This window comes from Ornithinibacillus liuyingii (assembly GCF_055550225.1).
On record NZ_JBPWOS010000005.1, the window covers coordinates 74,960 to 93,515 of the forward strand.

An 18,556-nucleotide genomic window follows, 5' to 3' on the forward strand; every position below is an offset into this window, starting at 1 on the left:
TAGTTAGAACTAGTCAGCTGGGTTTAATCGTTTCCATTCATTACGATAATGCTTTGTTTCCTTTATTCCTCTAATTAATTGCATTACACCAAGTATAATAAATAGAATGCCAATAAAAAGTGATATTTTAGTTTGATAAAATATATATTGATTAATTCCAAATGTAAAAATGAATAACCCAAGACAAATTCTGGATTTCGCATTAAAGTACCGTTGTGTTAATCCGTCCTTGGTTTTCAGTATAGCTACTTTATAATAGATGTACATAACAGCGGATAGGACAATAACGATTGGAAAAATAATTAACATATAATCTACTCCTAATAAACTAGCTTAAATTCATACATGACATATTGTAGCACTATATGAGGACGAAAGGCTAGTTATTATGTGATAATATTTTGAACAGTAAGGAGAATATGATGTCAATACAAGCGATTCAACAAGCCATTGAAGAATTTAATACGATTATTATTCATCGCCATGTTCGGCCGGATCCAGATGCATTAGGTTCTCAAGCAGGACTACGTGAACTTATTAAAGCATCCTATCCAGAAAAGAATGTGTATGTAGTGGGGGAGGATGATCCTTCCTTAACGTTCATGGTTGAGATGGAACAGATTGATGATCAAGTATATGAGGATGCATTAGTTATTATTTGTGATACTGCAAATACGGGGAGAATTGATGATTCTAGGTATCGTCTAGGTAAGAAAGTAATTAAAATTGATCATCATCCTAATGTCGATCCTTATGGTGATCTTAGTTGGGTGGACACAACGGCTAGTTCAACGAGTGAGATGATCTATGAATTCTACCTTCATGCGAAAGGTCTAACCTTAACCACTGCAGCAGCAAGATTGCTTTATGGAGGTATTGTCGGAGATACAGGACGATTTTTGTATCCAAGTACAACGAAGAAAACATTACAATATGCAGCAGACTTAGTCACATATGATTTTGATCGAACGAAGCTATACGATGGGATTTACAATGTTAAGGACCATATTGCTAGAATGCGAGGATATATTCTGCAAAACTTTACATTAGATAAAGATGGTCTTAGTGTTGTGAAATTGACAAAAGATGTCTTAGACAAATTCCATGTCAGTCCACTAGAGACAGGGCAGTTAGTTGGAACGTTAGGGGAAATCGAAGGAATCGTTACATGGGTATTTTTCATCGAAGAAGAGGAACAAATTCGAGTGCGCCTCCGTTCAAAAGGGCCGGTAATTAATGAAGTAGCAGCGAAATACAACGGGGGCGGGCACCCATTAGCATCTGGAGCTTCCGTTTATTCGTGGGATGAAGCGGAGAATGTGGTAAAGGATTTACAAGAAGTAATAAAGCAATTTAATCAATAAGGTTAGAGCTGTTCGTTGTTCTACAAAAAAGTGCTGATTTCTTAATTGAAATCAGCACGATTAACTACTTTTACTCTTTGTTACTGGAATAAACCAGCATCCAGAAGGTGTTTCATCATAGTAGACATCTAGTCCATATTTCTCTATATCTCTTTTAATTAGGCGAATAACTTCTTTTGATTCTGCATATGCGGTACGCCCATTACGAAGCTGATTAATTTTTCGGTCACGAATTCGTCTTTCATTCATAATCAACATGAGAATTCCTCCCCTTTCTCAAATTTATGAATGGATATTCATCTTTATTCTTATTTTACTCGAAAAGTGTTGAAATTCCTACTACTATGCCTCCCTTTTCATGAAATGTTCACATAGTTCACCAAAAAACCTTACCCTTTAACCATATGAAATAGATGTGGGTAAGGTGTTTGTATCCATGTGTTAATTTGAGATTTTAGCATTGGCCATTATTCGAACGGTAGGTGCAATGATTAATCGTTTAATCTCGAGGTTATAGGTGAAATCATCCACTTTAAAGGTTTTATTCTCAATCGAAGAAAATAATAAGGAGTCACTATCGGCAATGGTTAATAAATCCTTTCCGATAATACCTTTAATTTCCTCCTTTACGAGACTTTCCAATTGATTTTGAAGCAATCTATCAATTTTTAGTTCTTCGGCATTTAGTATTTCCAGGTTGATTTCTTCTATCGTAATTTTTTGTTTGGATTTTTCATTTAACTCCTTTTTATCATTTTCTAATACTTCTATTCTATTTTCTGCATCTTGTAGTTGCTCCTTAAGATTACTGTTTTCTATAATTAATTTCTCATACATGGTTCCATACATGAAGATTACCATCCAATAAGAAATAAGACCTCCTAAAAACATCCCAACTAAGAAACGCTGCCAAGTTGGCTTTTTATGGTATCTAGGAATATGCATTACGTAATATCCTCCTGGATGAGCCACTCTATAATAATCATAGCAGTTTTTGCTCCTCCCATTGCCGATAAGATTAGCAGACCTTGTTTTAATACTTCAATAAAAGGACCTTCTAAAAATCCCTTTTGTAAGTTCTCAATAGCGTCAAATGTTCCACCAATTGCAGCAACGATAGCCCAAATTCCAAGCTTACGAGCAATCCGAGCCATTCCTGTAAATGGTGCTTCTCCAGTAGCGAATGCACCAATGCCACCAATAAGTGTTCCGCCAATTAGGACACCGAAAGCGATGAAGAAACATTGAATAAATTGTTCGAAAAAACGTTCTTCCATTTTGGTTACCCCTTAAGTTAAAAGTTACGTTCTATATATTCTATGAGAGATAAGGACGAGTTATGTTTGTTGATATACGAACAGATTGAAATTGGCTATAATAGATTTAGAGAAAGTTGAGGCGGGTTAGTATGTCATTTACACATTTACAAATTAAAACTGGATATAGTTTTTTTAATAGCACAATTACGGTAGATAGACTGATCAGAAAAGCGCTACAGTTGGATTTGAAAGCTTTAGCACTAACAGATGAGAATGTCTTACATGGGGTTATTCCGTTTTATAAGCAATGTGTAAAACATGGGATCAAACCTATTATCGGAATGACCGTGACTGTAGCAGAAGATGATACTCCAATGGACATCCTATTATTAGCAAAAAATAATACAGGCTATCGAAATTTAACGAGATTAAGTACTTTCATTCAACGAGATGAGCAAAATCCAATTAATCAAACAATGCTTGTTGAATATTTAGAGGAATTAATTGTCATTGTACCGGTCCATTCCAGTAAGGTAGAGCAATTAATTCGAAATGGTTCCTATGATCAAGTAGAGCAGTATGTTACATTTTGGAAGTCGAATGTTGGAGCGGAAGACTTCTACTTAGGTGTGGGAGACTATGGCTCCGAACTTGATAAGCAGTTGAATATGTCAGTTCGCGCCTACACTGAGCGATTCAATACGAAAGTAGTAGCAATTAATGATGTTCGGTATTTACAAGAAAAAGATGCCTATGCCTTTGATTGTTTACAGGCAATGAAACAAGGGAAAAACTGGTCTGTACAGGAAGCGGCTGTATCGATGCGAAACCATCATTTGCGATCTATAGATGAAATGAAGCAATTATTTGCTGAGTGGCCAGAGGTCTTGGAGGAAACGAAACGAATTGAAGATCGATGTCATGTTACATTTAATTTTGAGGCAAGGATGATTCCAGCCTATCCGGTACCAGAGGGAACTACTTCACAAGAATACTTAGAACAGGTTTGTTGGGCTAATCTTCCAAATCGCTATTCCAATGTGACAGAGCAAATAAAAGCAAGGTTAAAACATGAACTATCGATTATTAAGAAGATGGAGTTCAGTGATTATTTCCTAATCGTTTGGGATTTTATTCAATACGCGAAGGAACAGCATATTATGGTTGGACCAGGTCGTGGTTCGTCAGCTGGTTCCTTAGTTGCTTATTCTTTAGGTATCACAGATGTTGATCCAATCCAATATAATTTGCTCTTTGAACGTTTCTTAAACCCGGAGCGAATTACCATGCCAGATATAGATATTGATTTCTCTGATTTACGACGTGATGAGGTAATTGCCTATGTTCGGGAGAAATATGGAGCAGAACATGTGGCTCAGATTATAACGTTTGGAACTTTTGCAGCACGTTCTTTAATTCGTGAGCTTGGAAAGACAATGGCAATTAATCAACAAGATATTTCTTTTGTTTTAAAACAAATCCCTAGTCAGGCTTCTGGTTCATTAGTACATATGATTAAGAATTCAAAGGAATTAACGAATTATGTACAGCAATCCGATAGTCTAAAGGAATTATTTAGAATTGCGACTGTTTTAGAAGGGCTCCCAAGACATACCTCTACCCATGCGGCAGGGGTGGTTATTAGTGACCAACCACTTGTGGAGCATGTACCATTAACAGTAGGTACAACAAATACGGCGCTCACGCAATATCCAATGGGAGATTTAGAGTCATTAGGACTGCTTAAGATGGACTTTTTAGGATTGAGGAATTTAACCTTGATTGAACGAATCGTCAAATCTATTCAGTATAAAGAGGATAAGAACTTCCGTCTAGATACCATACCAGAACATGATGCTCAAACCTTCCAGCTGTTAAAGCGTGGAAAGACGAATGGTATTTTCCAATTAGAATCAGACGGAATGAAGCAGGTTCTAGAGCAGTTAAAACCAAGTACATTTGATGATATTGTAGCGGTTAATGCGTTGTACCGTCCAGGACCGATGGATTTTATCCCAACCTATATAGAACGGAAGCACGGACGTAAAAAAACAACCTATCCACATCCAGATTTAGAGCCTATATTGAAGAGTACGTACGGTGTTTTAATTTATCAAGAGCAAATCATGCAAATTGCCCATCGGATTGCAGGCTTTTCATTAGGTGAAGCGGATGTACTAAGGCGTGCTGTTAGTAAAAAGAAACAGGATATAATGGATGAACAAGAAGTAGCATTTATTCGTGGATGTATAAAGAATGGGTATAGTAAGCAGATTGGTGAGGAAATCTTTAAATGGATTGTAAAGTTTTCAAATTATGGATTTCCGAAAAGCCACGCTGTTGCATACAGTAAAATATCGTATCAATTAGCCTATTTAAAAGCCCATTATCCGAAGCATTTTTATGCGGAACTATTGACATCTATTGGTAATCAGCATGATAAAATTCATATTTATATGAAAGAGATGAAAGAGCTAGGGATAACCATAGGTGTACCATCGATTAATCAGAGCTTTGGGCGGTTCACAGTAGAAAAAGATGGTGTAAGAATGGGGCTGCAATCTATCAAGGGTGTTGGAATCCAGGCGGTACAAGAAATAATTCAAGCAAGGAAGCAAGCTGGTGCCTTTAAGAACTTATTTGATTTTTGTTTACGGATTACCCCTAAAGTTGTTAATCGTGCAACATTGGAATCGTTAATATTAGCAGGTGCCTTTGATGAAGTGTATCCGAATCGAGCAAGTCTATTAGCAACGATTGACCAAGCAATTGAGTCTGCCGAGTTGTTCCGAGAATTCACCGATCAGCCAAGCTTGTTCCAGGAACAATTAGACCTGGAACCTAATTATGTCGAAATTGAAGACTTTAGCCAAATTAAGAAGCTGTCAGATGAGAAGGAGCTACTGGGAATCTATATTTCCAGTCACCCATTAATCCAGTACCGTGAAATGTTACGGGGGAATGGATATGTCACACTGCAACATTCCCAAGAGCTTGAAGGCAATAAACAAGTAAAAAGTGCGGTCATTATTCAAGCGATTAAAACAATCCGTACAAAACGTGGAGAGCCAATGGCTTTCATTACAATAAGTGATGAGACAGATGATATGGATGCGGTTGTCTTTCCGGAATTATATCGGATGAGTGGCCGATTTATAGAAGAAGAAGCGTTAGTATATATTTCTGGTAAGGTGGAAACCCGAAATGGAAAAAAACAATGGCTCCTTTCCACTATTGAACCATTTGCAGAAGGAAAATTATCCCAACCATTAAAATCAAGACTGTTTATTAAAACAACAGAGCAAACTAATAAGGATGCACTAGACGTTATTGAACAAATTGCAAAAATATACCCTGGATCAACACCGATTATTGTTTACCATGAAGAACAAAAGAAAACCTATCAATTAGCCAAAGACTACTTCTTAGATGTAAATAAGAATACGTTACGAGCGCTGAACGAATTCTTTGGGGAAGCAAATGTTGTATACAACAAGCAGTAAAAAATTCGAAACTTTACAGTGTATAAGATTTTGTTATAATGTAATAGTTGAGTGGTCAGACCACTTGAAGCGGTATAAAGGAGCGAAATAATTGTGAACTTAAGAGATGAGGCACTGCAATTACACAAAGAGAACAAAGGTAAGCTAGAGACAGTTTCTAAAATACCTGTAACGAATGCAACAGAACTAAGTCTAGCTTATTCACCAGGAGTTGCTGAGCCGTGTAAGGAAATTCATGATCGAAAAGAAACAGTTTATGACTATACAATGAAAGGGAATATGGTTGCGGTTGTAAGCGATGGTTCTGCCGTATTAGGATTAGGTAATATTGGTCCTGAAGCAGCACTACCAGTTATGGAAGGTAAAGCCGTGTTATTTAAAAGCTTTGCTGGAGTAGACTCATTCCCAATTTGCTTAGATACACACGATGTAGATGATATAGTCAAAACTGTAAAATTAATGGAGCCAACCTTTGGTGGGGTTAATTTAGAGGATATTGCAGCACCGAACTGCTTTATTATTGAAGATAGACTAAGAAAAGAAACCAATATCCCCATCTTTCATGATGACCAACATGGTACCGCAATCGTAACTGTTGCAGGGCTTATTAATGCATTAAAACTAGTTGGGAAGAACTTTTCAGAAATCAAAGTAGTAGCAAATGGCGCAGGTGCTGCAGGTATTGCGATAGTGAAATTGTTATACCACTTTGGTGTTAGAGATATGATTATGTGTGACTCACGTGGTGCGATTTTTGAAGGGCGTTCTTACGGAATGAACGACGTGAAAGATGCGGTTGCGAAAATAACCAACGCGGATAAAAAAGAAGGTTCTTTAGAAGAAATGGTTGAAGGTGCGGATGTCTTTATCGGTGTTTCCGTAGGTGGTGCATTGACACAAGATATGGTTCGTAAGATGAATACTGATCCTATTATCTTTGCAATGGCAAATCCAGATCCGGAGATATTACCGGAGGCTGCGAAGGAAGCTGGAGCAAAAGTAATTGGAACAGGAAGATCTGACTTTCCTAACCAAGTAAATAATGTTCTTGCCTTTCCAGGGATATTCCGTGGTGCACTAGATGTACGAGCTACTAGAATTAATGAAAAAATGAAAATTGCAGCAGCAGAGGCAATAGCTTCCTTAATTTCTAACGAAGAATTAAATGAGGATTATGTTATTCCTGCTCCTTTTGATGCAAGAGTAGCACCATTAGTTGCCAAAGAGGTAGCAAAAGCGGCAATGGATTCTGGCGTTGCGCGTATACAAGTTGACCCGGAAGAGATTGCGGAGAAGACGAGACGATTAGCCAAAATATAAGCTGTAGTTTCCATAAGTTTATCAAAAAAGGGGTGAAACATGGGTGTCCATGTTACCAAATCGAAAGGTATACCACGGTGTTTTAGATGAGATTCAAAATTTCATTGTTGAGAACGATTTAAAGCCTGGTGATAAGCTACCTTCTGAAAGAGAATTATCGGAAAAACTACAAGCTGGTCGGTCTTCTATCCGTGAAGCCTTACGCGCTATGGAATTAATCGGTGTAATAGAAACAAGGCGTGGTGAAGGTACTTTTTTGAGCAAATATAGACCTTATCAAACCGTTGAATTATTATCATCATTTATTTTGAAGCAAACGACCAAAGAAGAACTTTTACTTGTAAAAATGCTATTGGAAAAGGAAGCGGCTAAGCTTGCTTATTTGCATATGGACGAGGAGAAAATAAATACTTTAAGCGTAATAATCGATAATCCCTCTTTGGATTCTAAGAAAAAACACTTTGCCTTTTTCTGTTACTTGATGGAGTTAACGAATAATCAATTGTTGGTGCGTATATGGGGATTAATTGATGAATATTCGAAGAGTTTTACAGGGAATTATTCAAAGGATCTTTATTGTAATTTGATTAATGCTTATAAAACGAAAAACTATTCAGCTATAGAAAGTCTATTTAAAGAAGTGAAGGAATACGATTTTATGTAATCATCTATTTTTTTATTTATGTACGACAATTAATGACACCTTTTTAGGGTAGACTTGCTGTATAGTATGATAATATGTAGTTCTATTCATTTGAATAATATTACCTGTTTAAGGTTTGGAAGGTTTAATGATAAAGGGGGACTTACTTTGCTCAAAGATCTTTTTAATAAAAAGAAGAAATATGCTTCTATTCCAAGTGAGCAATCAAAAGTAGATATTCCTGAGGGACTTATGAAAAAATGTGATAATTGTTATAAAATTTTCTATCGTAAAGAGTTATATAACAATTTAAATGTATGTCCTAATTGTGGACACCATCATCAATTGAATGCCTGGGAACGTATTGATAGTTTATTTGATGCAGACTCATTTGTAGAATGGGATCAAGGAATGATTACGGCCAATCCATTAGATTTTCCAGATTATGAGAAAAAAATGGAAAGTGACCGGTCTAAAACAGGATTGAATGAAGCAGTTGTGACTGGTAAAGGAACCATTGACGGACAAGCTACTGCATTTGCTGTAATGGATGCTAGATTCAGAATGGGTAGCATGGGCTCTGTAGTAGGTGAAAAGATTGCTAGAGCTATTGAAAATGCGAAGAATGAATCACTACCGTTTATCATATTTACAGCTTCTGGTGGTGCAAGAATGCAGGAGGGTGTTTTAAGCTTAATGCAAATGACCAAAACTTCTGTAGCCATCAGTCGTTTTTCAAAATCAGGTGGCTTAATGATTTCTGTCATGACTCATCCAACAACAGGAGGGGTTTCTGCTAGCTTTGCATCGTTAGGAGACTATAATTTTGCTGAGCCAGGTGCTTTAATAGGCTTTGCTGGTCGTCGTATTATTGAGCAGACGATTCGTGAAAAATTACCAGATGATTTTCAGACAGCAGAATTTCAACTTAAACATGGTCAGTTAGATCAAGTTATCCATCGTCAGGACATGAAATATGTATTAGGAACACTTCTAAAGATGCATCAGAAGGGTGGGACTCCTAAATGAAGCAAATACTAGATTTTGAAAAACCAATTGTGAATTTAAAGGAAAAGATTGCAGAGCTTAAGAAATTTACAAGTGAGAGCGATATCGATTTAACCGAGGAGATTTCCACGCTAGAGAAACGATTAGCCGATTTAGAAAATGACATTTACGGTAATTTAAAGCCTTGGCAACGCGTTCAAATGGCTAGACATCAAGAGCGACCTACAACTCTTGATTATATTGCCGAATTGTTTACGGACTTTCTAGAGTTTCATGGGGATCGTACTTACGGGGATGATGAGGCAATTGTATCTGGAATTGCTTATTACAAAGACACTCCTATTACAGTAATAGGTCATCAGCGCGGGAAGGATACGAAAGAGAATATTCGTAGAAACTTCGGGATGCCGCATCCAGAGGGCTATCGAAAAGCACTACGCCATATGAAGCAAGCTGAGAAATTTAATCGTCCTATTATCTGCTTTATTGATACAAAGGGAGCCTATCCAGGAAAGGCAGCAGAAGAACGTGGTCAAAGTGAAGCCATTGCACGTAACTTAATGGAAATGGCCGGCATTACCGTTCCAATTATTTGTATTGTCATTGGTGAAGGTGGTAGTGGTGGTGCGTTAGCGCTTGGAGTAGGTGATAGAATTCATATGCTGGAGAACTCTACATACTCCGTTATTTCTCCTGAAGGTGCTGCTGCATTACTTTGGAAAGATGCAGGACTCGCACAAAAGGCTGCTGAGTCGATGAGAATTACCGCGCCTGATTTGTATGAGCTAGGTATTATTGATGAAATTATAGTGGAACCAAAAGGTGGCGCACACCGTGATATAAAACAGCAAGCTCGCAATATGGATGCTGTGATAGAAAAATCCCTTCAAGAACTTAAAGATTTATCAAAGGATGAATTATTAGAAAAACGATGGGAAAAATATAAACAAATTGGCGAATTTATGGAACAGTAAAATAAAGGCTGTCTCGATTTGTGGGTGACCCATTAAATCGGAGACATCCTTTTTTATTGTTGGTGATTAGTATAACGTATTTGTAATGTGTTTTACTTATTGAAGCGTATGGAAACATTAAGTAAAGCATATTTAAAATAACTTGTAAATTTCGGTGTTTTTAATTGATATTTTAGGATTTTAGCCGTATCTTTTAAATGAGGCAAGCAGATCAGCTGGATCTTTTCACTCTAATCTAACCGTACTAATTCGAGTTTTCAAGCGCATACTAAAAGTGACAATATAAGTAGAGGTGGAAAATATGAAAAGACTTGGAGTATTAACTAGTGGGGGAGATGCACCTGGTATGAATGCAGCCATCCGTGCTGTTGTACGTAAATGTATTTACCATGGTGTTGAGATATATGGAATTAAGAATGGCTATCAAGGGTTAATCGAAGGTAACATTGAAAAGATGGATGTTGGATCGGTTGGTGATATTATTCAACGTGGTGGTACAACACTCTATACAGCAAGAAGCCTTGAGTTTAAAACCGAAGAAGGCCAAAGGAAAGGTATTGAGCAACTTAAAAAGTTTGGTATTGAAGGCTTAATTGTGATCGGTGGAGACGGAAGTTTTCGTGGGGCGCAAAAGTTAACGGAAAAAGGTTATCCGTGTATCGGTGTTCCAGGTACGATTGATAATGATATTCCAGGAACTGATTTTACGATTGGCTTCGACACAGCACTTAATACTATTATTGAAGCAATTGATAAAATTCGTGATACTGCTACTTCTCATGAACGTACATATGTTGTTGAGGTAATGGGAAGAGATGCTGGTGATTTAGCTCTATGGGCTGGTCTAGCAGATGGAGCAGAAAGTATCTTAATCCCAGAGAAAAAAGATGACCTAAAGGAAGTTATTTCCCGTTTGAAACGCGGTGTAGAACGCGGTAAGAGACATAGTATTATAATTGTAGCTGAAGGTGTAGGTAGTGCGTTTGATTACAGTGAGCAGATTAAAAAGGAAACTAACCTAGAAACGAGAGTAACGGTTCTTGGTCATATTCAACGTGGTGGTTCCCCAACAGCGAATGACCGAGTACTAGCAAGTCGGTTAGGTGCTAAAGCAGTAGAATTATTGCTAGACGGTAAAGCAGGTAGAATGGTTGGTATTCAAAATAACAAACTAGTCGATCATGATATTACCGAAATCTTAAAAGAGACACACTCCATTGACGAAGAAATGTATCAATTATCGAAGGAATTATCGATATAATTTAGTAGGAGGATTTTAAAATGAGAAGAACAAAAATAGTATGTACAATCGGACCAGCTTCCGAATCTGTTGAAACATTAGTAGAATTAATTAATGCTGGGATGAATGTTGCTCGTCTGAACTTTTCCCACGGAGATTATGAAGAACATGGTGCACGTATAAAGAATATTAGAGAAGCTGCCAAACAAACTGGTAAAACGGTTGCTATTCTATTAGATACGAAAGGACCTGAAATAAGAACAGGTACATTTAAAGATGGCCAAGCAGAATTAGTTCAAGGAAATACAGTGTATATTTCGATGAACGAGGTAGAAGGAACAGCGGAGCGCTTTTCTATTACGTACCCAGGTTTAATTGATGATGTTCAGGTTGGATCCAAAATTTTATTAGATGATGGTCTTATTGAATTACAAGTAGAGGAAATCGACCGCCAAAATAAAGAATTAAAAACTGTAGCACTTAACTCTGGATTAATTAAAAATAAAAAAGGTGTAAACGTACCAAATGTAGCGGTTAACCTACCAGGTATTACAGAGAAAGATGCGAACGATATCAAATTTGGTATTGAACAAGATGTAGATTTCATTGCAGCATCTTTTGTTCGCAGACCTTCTGACATTCTTGAGATTAAAGAATTATTGGAAAAACACAATGCAGCTCATATCCAAATCATTCCTAAAATCGAAAACCAAGAGGGTGTAGATAATATTGATAGCATCCTTGAAGTTAGTGATGGGCTAATGGTAGCGCGTGGGGATTTAGGTGTGGAAATTCCAGCTGAAGATGTACCTCTAGTACAGAAAAAATTAATTAGAAAATGTAATACTGCAGGAAAGCCTGTTATTACAGCTACACAAATGCTTGATTCCATGCAACGTAATCCACGTCCTACAAGAGCAGAAGCATCAGACGTAGCAAACGCAATCTTTGATGGTACGGATGCCATTATGCTTTCTGGCGAAACAGCGGCAGGTAATTACCCAGTCGAATCCGTTCAAACTATGAATAACATTGCTGAGAAAACAGAAACAGCATTAGATCATCAATCAATTCTAAAAAATCGTAGTGAATCTGTTGATATGACGATAACAGATGCGATTAGTCAGTCCGTTACGCATACTGCGATGAATCTATCTGTAAGTGCAATTATTACTCCTACAGAAAGTGGACATACAGCACGTATGATTGCTAAATACCGACCAAAAGCACCGATTATTGCCGTAACGTATAGTGACCGTGTTAATCGTCAACTTTCATTAGTATGGGGAGTTCTTCCAATTACAGGTGAAAAAGCCGGCTCAACAGATGAAATGCTTGATGTTGCAATTGATCTTGGCCTACAAGCTAACCTATTAAAACGTGGTGATCGTGTTGTGATTACGGCTGGTGTTCCGGTTGGAGAGACTGGCACAACAAACATCATGAAAGTCCATATTATTGGCGATGTTGTAGCAAAAGGACAAGGTATCGGAAAGAAGAGTGCATATGGAAAAGCGGTAATTGTTAAAAATACCGAAGAAGCACTTCAAAAAGTACATGAAGGTGATATCATCGTTACCTATGGAACAGATCGTGAAATGATGCCTGCCATTGAGAAAGCTGCTGGTATTATAACATTAGAAGGTGGACTTACTTCCCACGCTGCTGTTGTAGGATTAAGCTTAGGTATACCGGTTATCGTAGGAGTGGATAATGCATTCGATCTACTTAAAGATGGTGAAGATATCACCATCGATAGTACGAAGGGTGACATTTATCGAGGTCATGCCGGCGTTTTATAGGACAAATTAAAAGAAGGGATACAAGCTCCCTTCTTTTTTCCTATCCTAATATACGAAAGGAAGATATGGATGAGATGGTTATTACTAGCATTTTTGATTATTTCTGCTGCTGAAATAGGTGTTCTAGTATGGGCTGGAAGCTTAATTGGCCCATGGTGGGTAGTGGTAATTATTCTATTAACAGGATTTATTGGTGTCTCTTTAGCAAAAAGAGAAGGTCTGGAAACCTGGAAACGTGCACAATATTCCATGCAATATGGTCAAGTGCCGGCTAAAGAACTATTAGATGGTATATGTATATTAATTGGTGGAGTATTTTTATTTTCCCCAGGTTTTATAACAGATATTGCAGGATTTATTTTAGTGTTACCGCAAACGAGAAGGTACTTTAAATTAATGCTCGGTAGATTGATAAAAAAACTAATTGATAGCAAGACAATCATTATTAATCGAAGATAGTAGCTATCCTTTTATAAATTGAATCATTTTCGTAAAAATTCCAGATTGGTAGAGCACATATATCGTAATCAAAATGATAGGTGCAAATAATACACCACCGAAGCCCCATATTTGTATCGTGACAAACAAGATCATTAGGCTAACCAATGGATTAATTCCAATACTGGCAGATAGAATTTTAGGTTCTATAAATTGCCTTGTAATAATAACGGTCATGTAAAGAATACTAAGCGGTATAGTATTTGAATAATCCCCGGTTAAAAATGAGTATATAATCCATGGAACAAAAATAACACCAGTTCCAATAACAGGAAGTAAGTCAACAAGTGCGGCAATGGCGGCAATTGTTAAAGCATGTTCGCTTCCGATAATGAGTAATCCAATATAAATAATCAAAGCAGATATGAATATTAGAATAAATTGTGCGCGTAGATACCCTGTAAAAGCCTTTTTGAATCCTTTCTGTAAATCATAGATAAAGGAAAGAATATTCGTTGGAAGCAGTTTAGTTAATAGATTCGTTATATTATGCCAATCGTTTACAATCATGAATGTTGCAAGTACAATAAAAATAAAAATAGTCAAGGAACCTGGAAATTTACTGACTAATTCTGGTATTTGAATAAGAATAGATTGAAGAAATATCGTTCCACCATTAGCTAAGTTCTCAAGAAAATTTACTAAATTTTCTTGAATCGCTGTTTGGTGTGATTCATCCAATGATTCAAAATAGGAAGCAATAGTTTGATAGAGTGGTAAAATATGGTCATTAATCATATTTTCCATTAAATCAATAAATGACTGGAAGTAAATCGGCAGTTTTTCCATTAAATAAATGGTACCTTGTATAACCTCGTTCACAATCACAACAACAATCCCAATAAAAAATAGAAATATCGTGATGATAACGGTTAAAGTTGCTATGGTTCTAGGTAGTTTCCATTTGGTTTCAATGAAAGATACCAATGGGCTAAGAAACACTGCGATAATAAATGCAATTATAAAAGGATAAATATAACCAATAGTCATTTTTATAGCAAAGAATATGATGAATAGAAGTGCTAAAAGAAAGACTCCTCTGAGAATTGGATCCAATAATTGCTTGTACAATTCTAACGACCCCATTTATATAAATATATCTATCTAACTATATGTTCGAAAAGACAAGAATATTAATAGTTATCGAAGGAACAGAGTAGTTTGCTGTAAGCTTTACAATAATCGTCGTTATTAGGTAAACAATATTCTTATAATAATTATTTGCAGAAAATTAAACGGTTTCATTTCACATTGCTTTCAAAATACTTTATAATTGGTTTTGGGGATGACAATATCCGATTATTTTACTAGGAAATTGTCTAAATAATTTAACATTATCTTTCGCTTAATGTTAGAACAATATAGAAAAAGGAGAGGGTTTTATCTATGACAGCAACGAAAGGTCTTGAAGGGGTTGTAGCAACACAATCATCAATTAGTTCTATCATTGATGACCAACTAACTTATGTAGGTTACAAGATTGATGATTTAGCAGAGAATTCAAGCTTTGAAGAAGTAGTTTATTTATTATGGAATTTGAAATTACCGACAATCGCTGAATTAGAAGCCTTTAAAAAAGAACTTGCCGACAATATGGAAGTTCCAGAAGCGGTATTAGATCATTTACGCTCTTATGATTTGTCTAAAGTACACCCTATGGCAGCATTAAGAACATCTATTTCTCTACTAGGTTTATACGATGAAGAAGCAGATGTAATGGAAGAGGAAGCTAATCGACGTAAGGCAGTTCGTATACAAGCAAAGATTGCAACAATCGTGGCGGCATTTTCTCGAATAAGACAAGGTAAAGACCCTGTTAAACCATTAAAAGATGTAAGCTATGCAGAAAACTTTTTATATATGTTAAATGGCGAAAAACCAAATGAAATAGAAATCGAAGCAATTAATAAAGCGTTAGTATTACATGCTGATCACGAACTCAATGCATCTACATTCACTGCTAGAGTTTGTGTTGCAACATTATCAGATATGTATTCTGGTATTACTGCTGCAATTGGTGCATTAAAAGGTCCATTGCATGGTGGGGCAAATGAGCGTGTGATGAAAATGCTAACGGAAATCGGTACAGAAGATAATGCTATCCCGTATATTAAAGAAAAATTAGAAAACAAAGAAAAAATCATGGGTATGGGACACCGCGTTTATCGTAATGGTGATCCTAGAGCTAAGCATCTACAAAAGATGTCTAAAGAATTGACAGCCCTTACTGGTCAAGAAAAATGGTATAATATGTCTGTAGCAATCGAGGACTATATTAAACAAGAAAAAGGTCTACCAGCAAATGTAGATTTCTATTCTGCTTCGATGTATCATAGTTTAGGGATTGATCATGATCTATTTACACCAATTTTCGCTATGAGTCGTGTGTCTGGTTGGGTTGCACATATATTAGAACAATATTCGAATAATCGTTTAATCCGTCCACGTGCAGAATATGTAGGACCGAATACCCAACAATATATCCCACTTGAAAATCGTTAAGCAATATACTATGAATCTCGTTAGTAATAATAGCCGGTACCTCCGGCTATTATTCCGATAAGCTACTAGAAAACTAGGAGGAATTATTTATGACACAAGGAGAAAAAATTGTAGTAGAGAATGGTAAATTAAATGTACCAAACCAACCTGTCATTCCATTTATCGAAGGGGACGGTACTGGTCCTGATATTTGGGCAGCAGCTAGTCGTGTATTAGAAGCAGCAGTTGAAAAAGCTTATAATGGTACAAAGAAAATTGAATGGTTAGAAGTTTATGCTGGTGAAAAAGCATTCAATAAAACTGGTGAATGGTTACCACAAGAAACTCTAGATAAAATTGATGAGTACAAAATTGCTATCAAAGGTCCACTTACTACACCAATAGGTGGAGGAATTCGTTCTTTAAACGTAGCACTACGTCAAGAGCTAGATCTATTCACTTGCCTACGTCCAGTACGTTATTTCGAAGGAGTTCCATCTCCAGTTAAACGTCCTGAAGATGTAGATATGGTAATCTTCCGTGAAAACACTGAAGATATTTATGCTGGTATTGAATGGCAAAAGGGCTCTGACGAAGTGAAGAAAGTAATTGACTTCCTAAAAAATGAAATGGGAGTACATAAAATTCGCTTCCCTGAAACATCTGGTATTGGTATTAAACCAGTTTCAGAGGAAGGTACAAAACGTCTTGTACGTGCAGCTATCGAGTATGCATTAAATGAAGGACGTAAAAGTGTCACATTAGTTCACAAAGGTAATATCATGAAGTTTACAGAAGGTGCTTTTAAAGGTTGGGGATATGAAGTTGCTGAAGAAGAGTTCGGTGATAAAGTATTCACATGGGCACAATATGATCGTATTGTGGAAGAACAAGGTAAAGATGCTGCAAATAAAGCACAAGATCAAGCAGTTGCTGCAGGTAAGATTATTGTTAAAGATGCCATTGCGGATATCTTCTTACAACAAGTTCTTACTCGTCCAACAGAATTTGATGTAGTGGCAACGATGAACCTTAATGGAGATTACATCTCTGATGCGCTTGCTGCACAAGTTGGTGGTATAGGGATTGCACCTGGAGCAAACATTAACTATAATACAGGTCATGCTATTTTCGAGGCAACACATGGTACTGCACCTAAATATGCTGGCTTAGATAAAGTGAATCCTTCTTCTGTTATCCTCTCTGGTGTATTAATGCTTGAACATCTTGGATGGAGAGAAGCAGCGGATTTAATTACGAAGGCAATGGACCAAACAATTGCTTCTAAAGTTGTAACCTATGACTTTGCTCGTCTAATGGAAGGCGCTACAGAAGTAAAATGTTCTGAGTTTGCCAATGAATTAATTAAGAACATGGACTAGTTAACATCAAGGAGGCCTAACAAATGGGAAACAAGCGCAAAAAAATATCAGTAATAGGATCAGGATTTACCGGTACGACAACCGCGTTGATGCTCGCTCAAAAAGAGCTTGGGGATATTGTTCTAGTAGACATACCTAACATGGAGAATCCAACAAAGGGTAAAGCGCTTGACATGCTAGAAGCAAGCCCAGTACAAGGTTTTGATGCGAATATTATCGGGACGTCTAATTATGAGGATACGAGGGATTCAGATTTAGTAATTATCACGGCTGGTATTGCTAGAAAGCCTGGCATGAGTAGGGATGACTTAGTGAATACTAACGCTAAAATTATGAAATCTGTCACGCAAGAGATTGTGAAGTATTCGAAAGATACGATAATCATCGTGCTAACCAATCCTGTTGATGCGATGACCTATACGGTATTTAATGAGTCTGGCTTCCCGAAAGAACGAGTTATCGGTCAATCAGGAGTATTAGACACAGCTCGTTTCCGTACATTTGTTGCTAAGGAGTTAAATTTATCAGTTAAAGATATTACCGGTTTTGTTTTAGGCGGCCATGGTGATGATATGGTACCATTAATTCGTTACTCCTATGCAGGTGGAATTCCACTAGAAAAGTTAATACCTAAGGATCGATTAGATGAAATTGTACAACGCACTCGTACTGGTGGTGGTGAAATCGTCAACCTTTTAGGTAATGGTAGTGCCTATTATGCACCTGCAGCATCTTTAACAGTTATGGCAGAGGCCATCCTAAAAGACCAACGCCGCGTACTACCATCCATCGCTTACTTAGAGGGTGAATATGGATATAACGATATTTACTTAGGTGTGCCTACCATTCTAGGTGGAAATGGAATTGAACAGATTATCGAATTAGATTTAACGGAAGATGAAAAAGCGGCTTTAGATAAATCTGCTAATTCCGTTAAACACGTTTTAGAGGTATTACAATAAATGAGAAGGAGAGCTTCATTCTACGCGAATGGAGCTCTTTTATGTTTTAGTAAAGCGAGGAATAATTAAGTGAGGTTAAATGTTACCGGTTGAGTTTATTTGAGAGGAAGGTAGTTACTT

The 18,556-nt window shown here is 36.9% G+C and carries 17 protein-coding genes; 12 read left to right on the forward strand and 5 right to left on the reverse strand.

All coding sequences use genetic code 11. The features are described 5' to 3' along the window. Positions 1–9: 9 nt before the first annotated feature. A complete protein-coding gene (locus ACSKT4_RS08050; RefSeq protein WP_465823160.1) occupies positions 10–309 on the reverse strand; it encodes a YtpI family protein in 300 nt (99 codons plus the stop codon). A 113-nt stretch (positions 310–422) separates the two neighbouring features. Between ACSKT4_RS08050 and ACSKT4_RS08055 the strand changes: the two genes are divergently transcribed. Continuing rightward, positions 423–1,364: a DHH family phosphoesterase gene (locus ACSKT4_RS08055; RefSeq protein ID WP_465823162.1), complete on the forward strand. Its 942-nt coding sequence runs from the start codon at positions 423–425 to the stop codon at positions 1,362–1,364. A gap of 60 nt (positions 1,365–1,424) precedes the next feature. Here the strand turns inward: ACSKT4_RS08055 and ACSKT4_RS08060 are convergent, their stop codons facing one another. The 3 genes from ACSKT4_RS08060 to ytrH form a co-directional block, all read right to left on the reverse strand. Next, positions 1,425–1,613, reverse strand: coding sequence for a hypothetical protein (locus ACSKT4_RS08060; RefSeq protein ID WP_465823163.1), 189 nt, complete (start codon positions 1,611–1,613; stop codon positions 1,425–1,427). 192 nt (positions 1,614–1,805) lie between these two features. After that, on the reverse strand, positions 1,806–2,309 hold the full coding sequence (ytrI, locus tag ACSKT4_RS08065) for a sporulation membrane protein YtrI (RefSeq protein WP_339214335.1): 504 nt from the start codon (positions 2,307–2,309) through the stop codon (positions 1,806–1,808). Then, on the reverse strand, positions 2,309–2,641 hold the full coding sequence (gene ytrH, locus ACSKT4_RS08070) for a sporulation membrane protein YtrH (RefSeq protein ID WP_339214337.1): 333 nt from the start codon (positions 2,639–2,641) through the stop codon (positions 2,309–2,311). Before ytrH ends, ytrI begins: the two co-directional genes overlap by 1 nt. A gap of 131 nt (positions 2,642–2,772) precedes the next feature. Between ytrH and dnaE the strand changes: the two genes are divergently transcribed. From dnaE to ACSKT4_RS08110, 8 genes are all read left to right on the forward strand, one after another. Next, a complete protein-coding gene (dnaE, locus tag ACSKT4_RS08075; protein WP_465823164.1) occupies positions 2,773–6,126 on the forward strand; it encodes a DNA polymerase III subunit alpha in 3,354 nt (1,117 codons plus the stop codon). A gap of 90 nt (positions 6,127–6,216) precedes the next feature. Further along, positions 6,217–7,446, forward strand: coding sequence for an NADP-dependent malic enzyme (gene ystJ / locus ACSKT4_RS08080; RefSeq protein WP_465823209.1), 1,230 nt, complete (start codon positions 6,217–6,219; stop codon positions 7,444–7,446). A 49-nt stretch (positions 7,447–7,495) separates the two neighbouring features. After that, entirely contained in the window at positions 7,496–8,110 is a 615-nt protein-coding gene (locus ACSKT4_RS08085) for a FadR/GntR family transcriptional regulator (protein WP_465823211.1), read from the forward strand. Positions 8,111–8,257: 147 nt separating this feature from the next. After that, on the forward strand, positions 8,258–9,118 hold the full coding sequence (gene accD, locus ACSKT4_RS08090) for an acetyl-CoA carboxylase, carboxyltransferase subunit beta (RefSeq protein WP_465823166.1): 861 nt from the start codon (positions 8,258–8,260) through the stop codon (positions 9,116–9,118). Continuing rightward, entirely contained in the window at positions 9,115–10,071 is a 957-nt protein-coding gene (gene accA, locus ACSKT4_RS08095) for an acetyl-CoA carboxylase carboxyl transferase subunit alpha (protein ID WP_186870189.1), read from the forward strand. Before accD ends, accA begins: the two co-directional genes overlap by 4 nt. A 301-nt stretch (positions 10,072–10,372) precedes the next feature. Further along, a complete protein-coding gene (gene pfkA / locus ACSKT4_RS08100; protein ID WP_339214344.1) occupies positions 10,373–11,332 on the forward strand; it encodes a 6-phosphofructokinase in 960 nt (319 codons plus the stop codon). A gap of 20 nt (positions 11,333–11,352) precedes the next feature. After that, positions 11,353–13,113 carry a pyruvate kinase gene (gene pyk, locus ACSKT4_RS08105; RefSeq protein ID WP_465823167.1) on the forward strand — a complete coding sequence of 587 codons (1,761 nt, stop codon included), beginning with the start codon at positions 11,353–11,355 and terminating at the stop codon, positions 13,111–13,113. A gap of 69 nt (positions 13,114–13,182) precedes the next feature. After that, positions 13,183–13,572, forward strand: coding sequence for an FxsA family protein (locus tag ACSKT4_RS08110; RefSeq protein ID WP_186870192.1), 390 nt, complete (start codon positions 13,183–13,185; stop codon positions 13,570–13,572). Positions 13,573–13,575: 3 nt separating this feature from the next. Here the strand turns inward: ACSKT4_RS08110 and ytvI are convergent, their stop codons facing one another. After that, positions 13,576–14,682 (reverse strand): sporulation integral membrane protein YtvI, encoded by a 1,107-nt coding sequence (ytvI, locus tag ACSKT4_RS08115; RefSeq protein ID WP_465823168.1) that lies wholly within the window; start codon positions 14,680–14,682, stop codon positions 13,576–13,578. Between the two features lie 315 nt (positions 14,683–14,997). Here ytvI and citZ point away from each other — a divergent pair, with 315 nt between their 5' ends. The 3 genes from citZ to mdh all read left to right on the forward strand — a co-directional run bounded on the left by citZ (position 14,998) and on the right by mdh (position 18,436). Continuing rightward, on the forward strand, positions 14,998–16,113 hold the full coding sequence (gene citZ / locus ACSKT4_RS08120) for a citrate synthase (RefSeq protein WP_186870194.1): 1,116 nt from the start codon (positions 14,998–15,000) through the stop codon (positions 16,111–16,113). 89 nt (positions 16,114–16,202) lie between these two features. After that, positions 16,203–17,474, forward strand: a complete 1,272-nt coding sequence (gene icd, locus ACSKT4_RS08125) for an NADP-dependent isocitrate dehydrogenase (protein WP_186870195.1) — start codon at positions 16,203–16,205, stop codon at positions 17,472–17,474. Between the two features lie 23 nt (positions 17,475–17,497). After that, a complete protein-coding gene (gene mdh, locus ACSKT4_RS08130) occupies positions 17,498–18,436 on the forward strand; it encodes a malate dehydrogenase (protein ID WP_186870196.1) in 939 nt (312 codons plus the stop codon). Positions 18,437–18,556 lie beyond the last annotated feature (120 nt).

Coding starts and splice junctions, on each gene's coding strand:
- ACSKT4_RS08050 (WP_465823160.1), bottom strand. CDS start 309: ATGTTAATTATTTTTCCAATCGTTATTGTCCTATCCGCTGTTATGTAC.
- ACSKT4_RS08055 (WP_465823162.1), top strand. CDS start 423: ATGTCAATACAAGCGATTCAACAAGCCATTGAAGAATTTAATACGATT.
- ACSKT4_RS08060 (WP_465823163.1), bottom strand. CDS start 1,613: ATGAATGAAAGACGAATTCGTGACCGAAAAATTAATCAGCTTCGTAAT.
- ytrI (WP_339214335.1), bottom strand. CDS start 2,309: ATGCATATTCCTAGATACCATAAAAAGCCAACTTGGCAGCGTTTCTTA.
- ytrH (WP_339214337.1), bottom strand. CDS start 2,641: ATGGAAGAACGTTTTTTCGAACAATTTATTCAATGTTTCTTCATCGCT.
- dnaE (WP_465823164.1), top strand. CDS start 2,773: ATGTCATTTACACATTTACAAATTAAAACTGGATATAGTTTTTTTAAT.
- ACSKT4_RS08085 (WP_465823211.1), top strand. CDS start 7,496: ATGTTACCAAATCGAAAGGTATACCACGGTGTTTTAGATGAGATTCAA.
- accA (WP_186870189.1), top strand. CDS start 9,115: ATGAAGCAAATACTAGATTTTGAAAAACCAATTGTGAATTTAAAGGAA.
- pfkA (WP_339214344.1), top strand. CDS start 10,373: ATGAAAAGACTTGGAGTATTAACTAGTGGGGGAGATGCACCTGGTATG.
- pyk (WP_465823167.1), top strand. CDS start 11,353: ATGAGAAGAACAAAAATAGTATGTACAATCGGACCAGCTTCCGAATCT.
- ACSKT4_RS08110 (WP_186870192.1), top strand. CDS start 13,183: ATGAGATGGTTATTACTAGCATTTTTGATTATTTCTGCTGCTGAAATA.
- citZ (WP_186870194.1), top strand. CDS start 14,998: ATGACAGCAACGAAAGGTCTTGAAGGGGTTGTAGCAACACAATCATCA.
- icd (WP_186870195.1), top strand. CDS start 16,203: ATGACACAAGGAGAAAAAATTGTAGTAGAGAATGGTAAATTAAATGTA.
- mdh (WP_186870196.1), top strand. CDS start 17,498: ATGGGAAACAAGCGCAAAAAAATATCAGTAATAGGATCAGGATTTACC.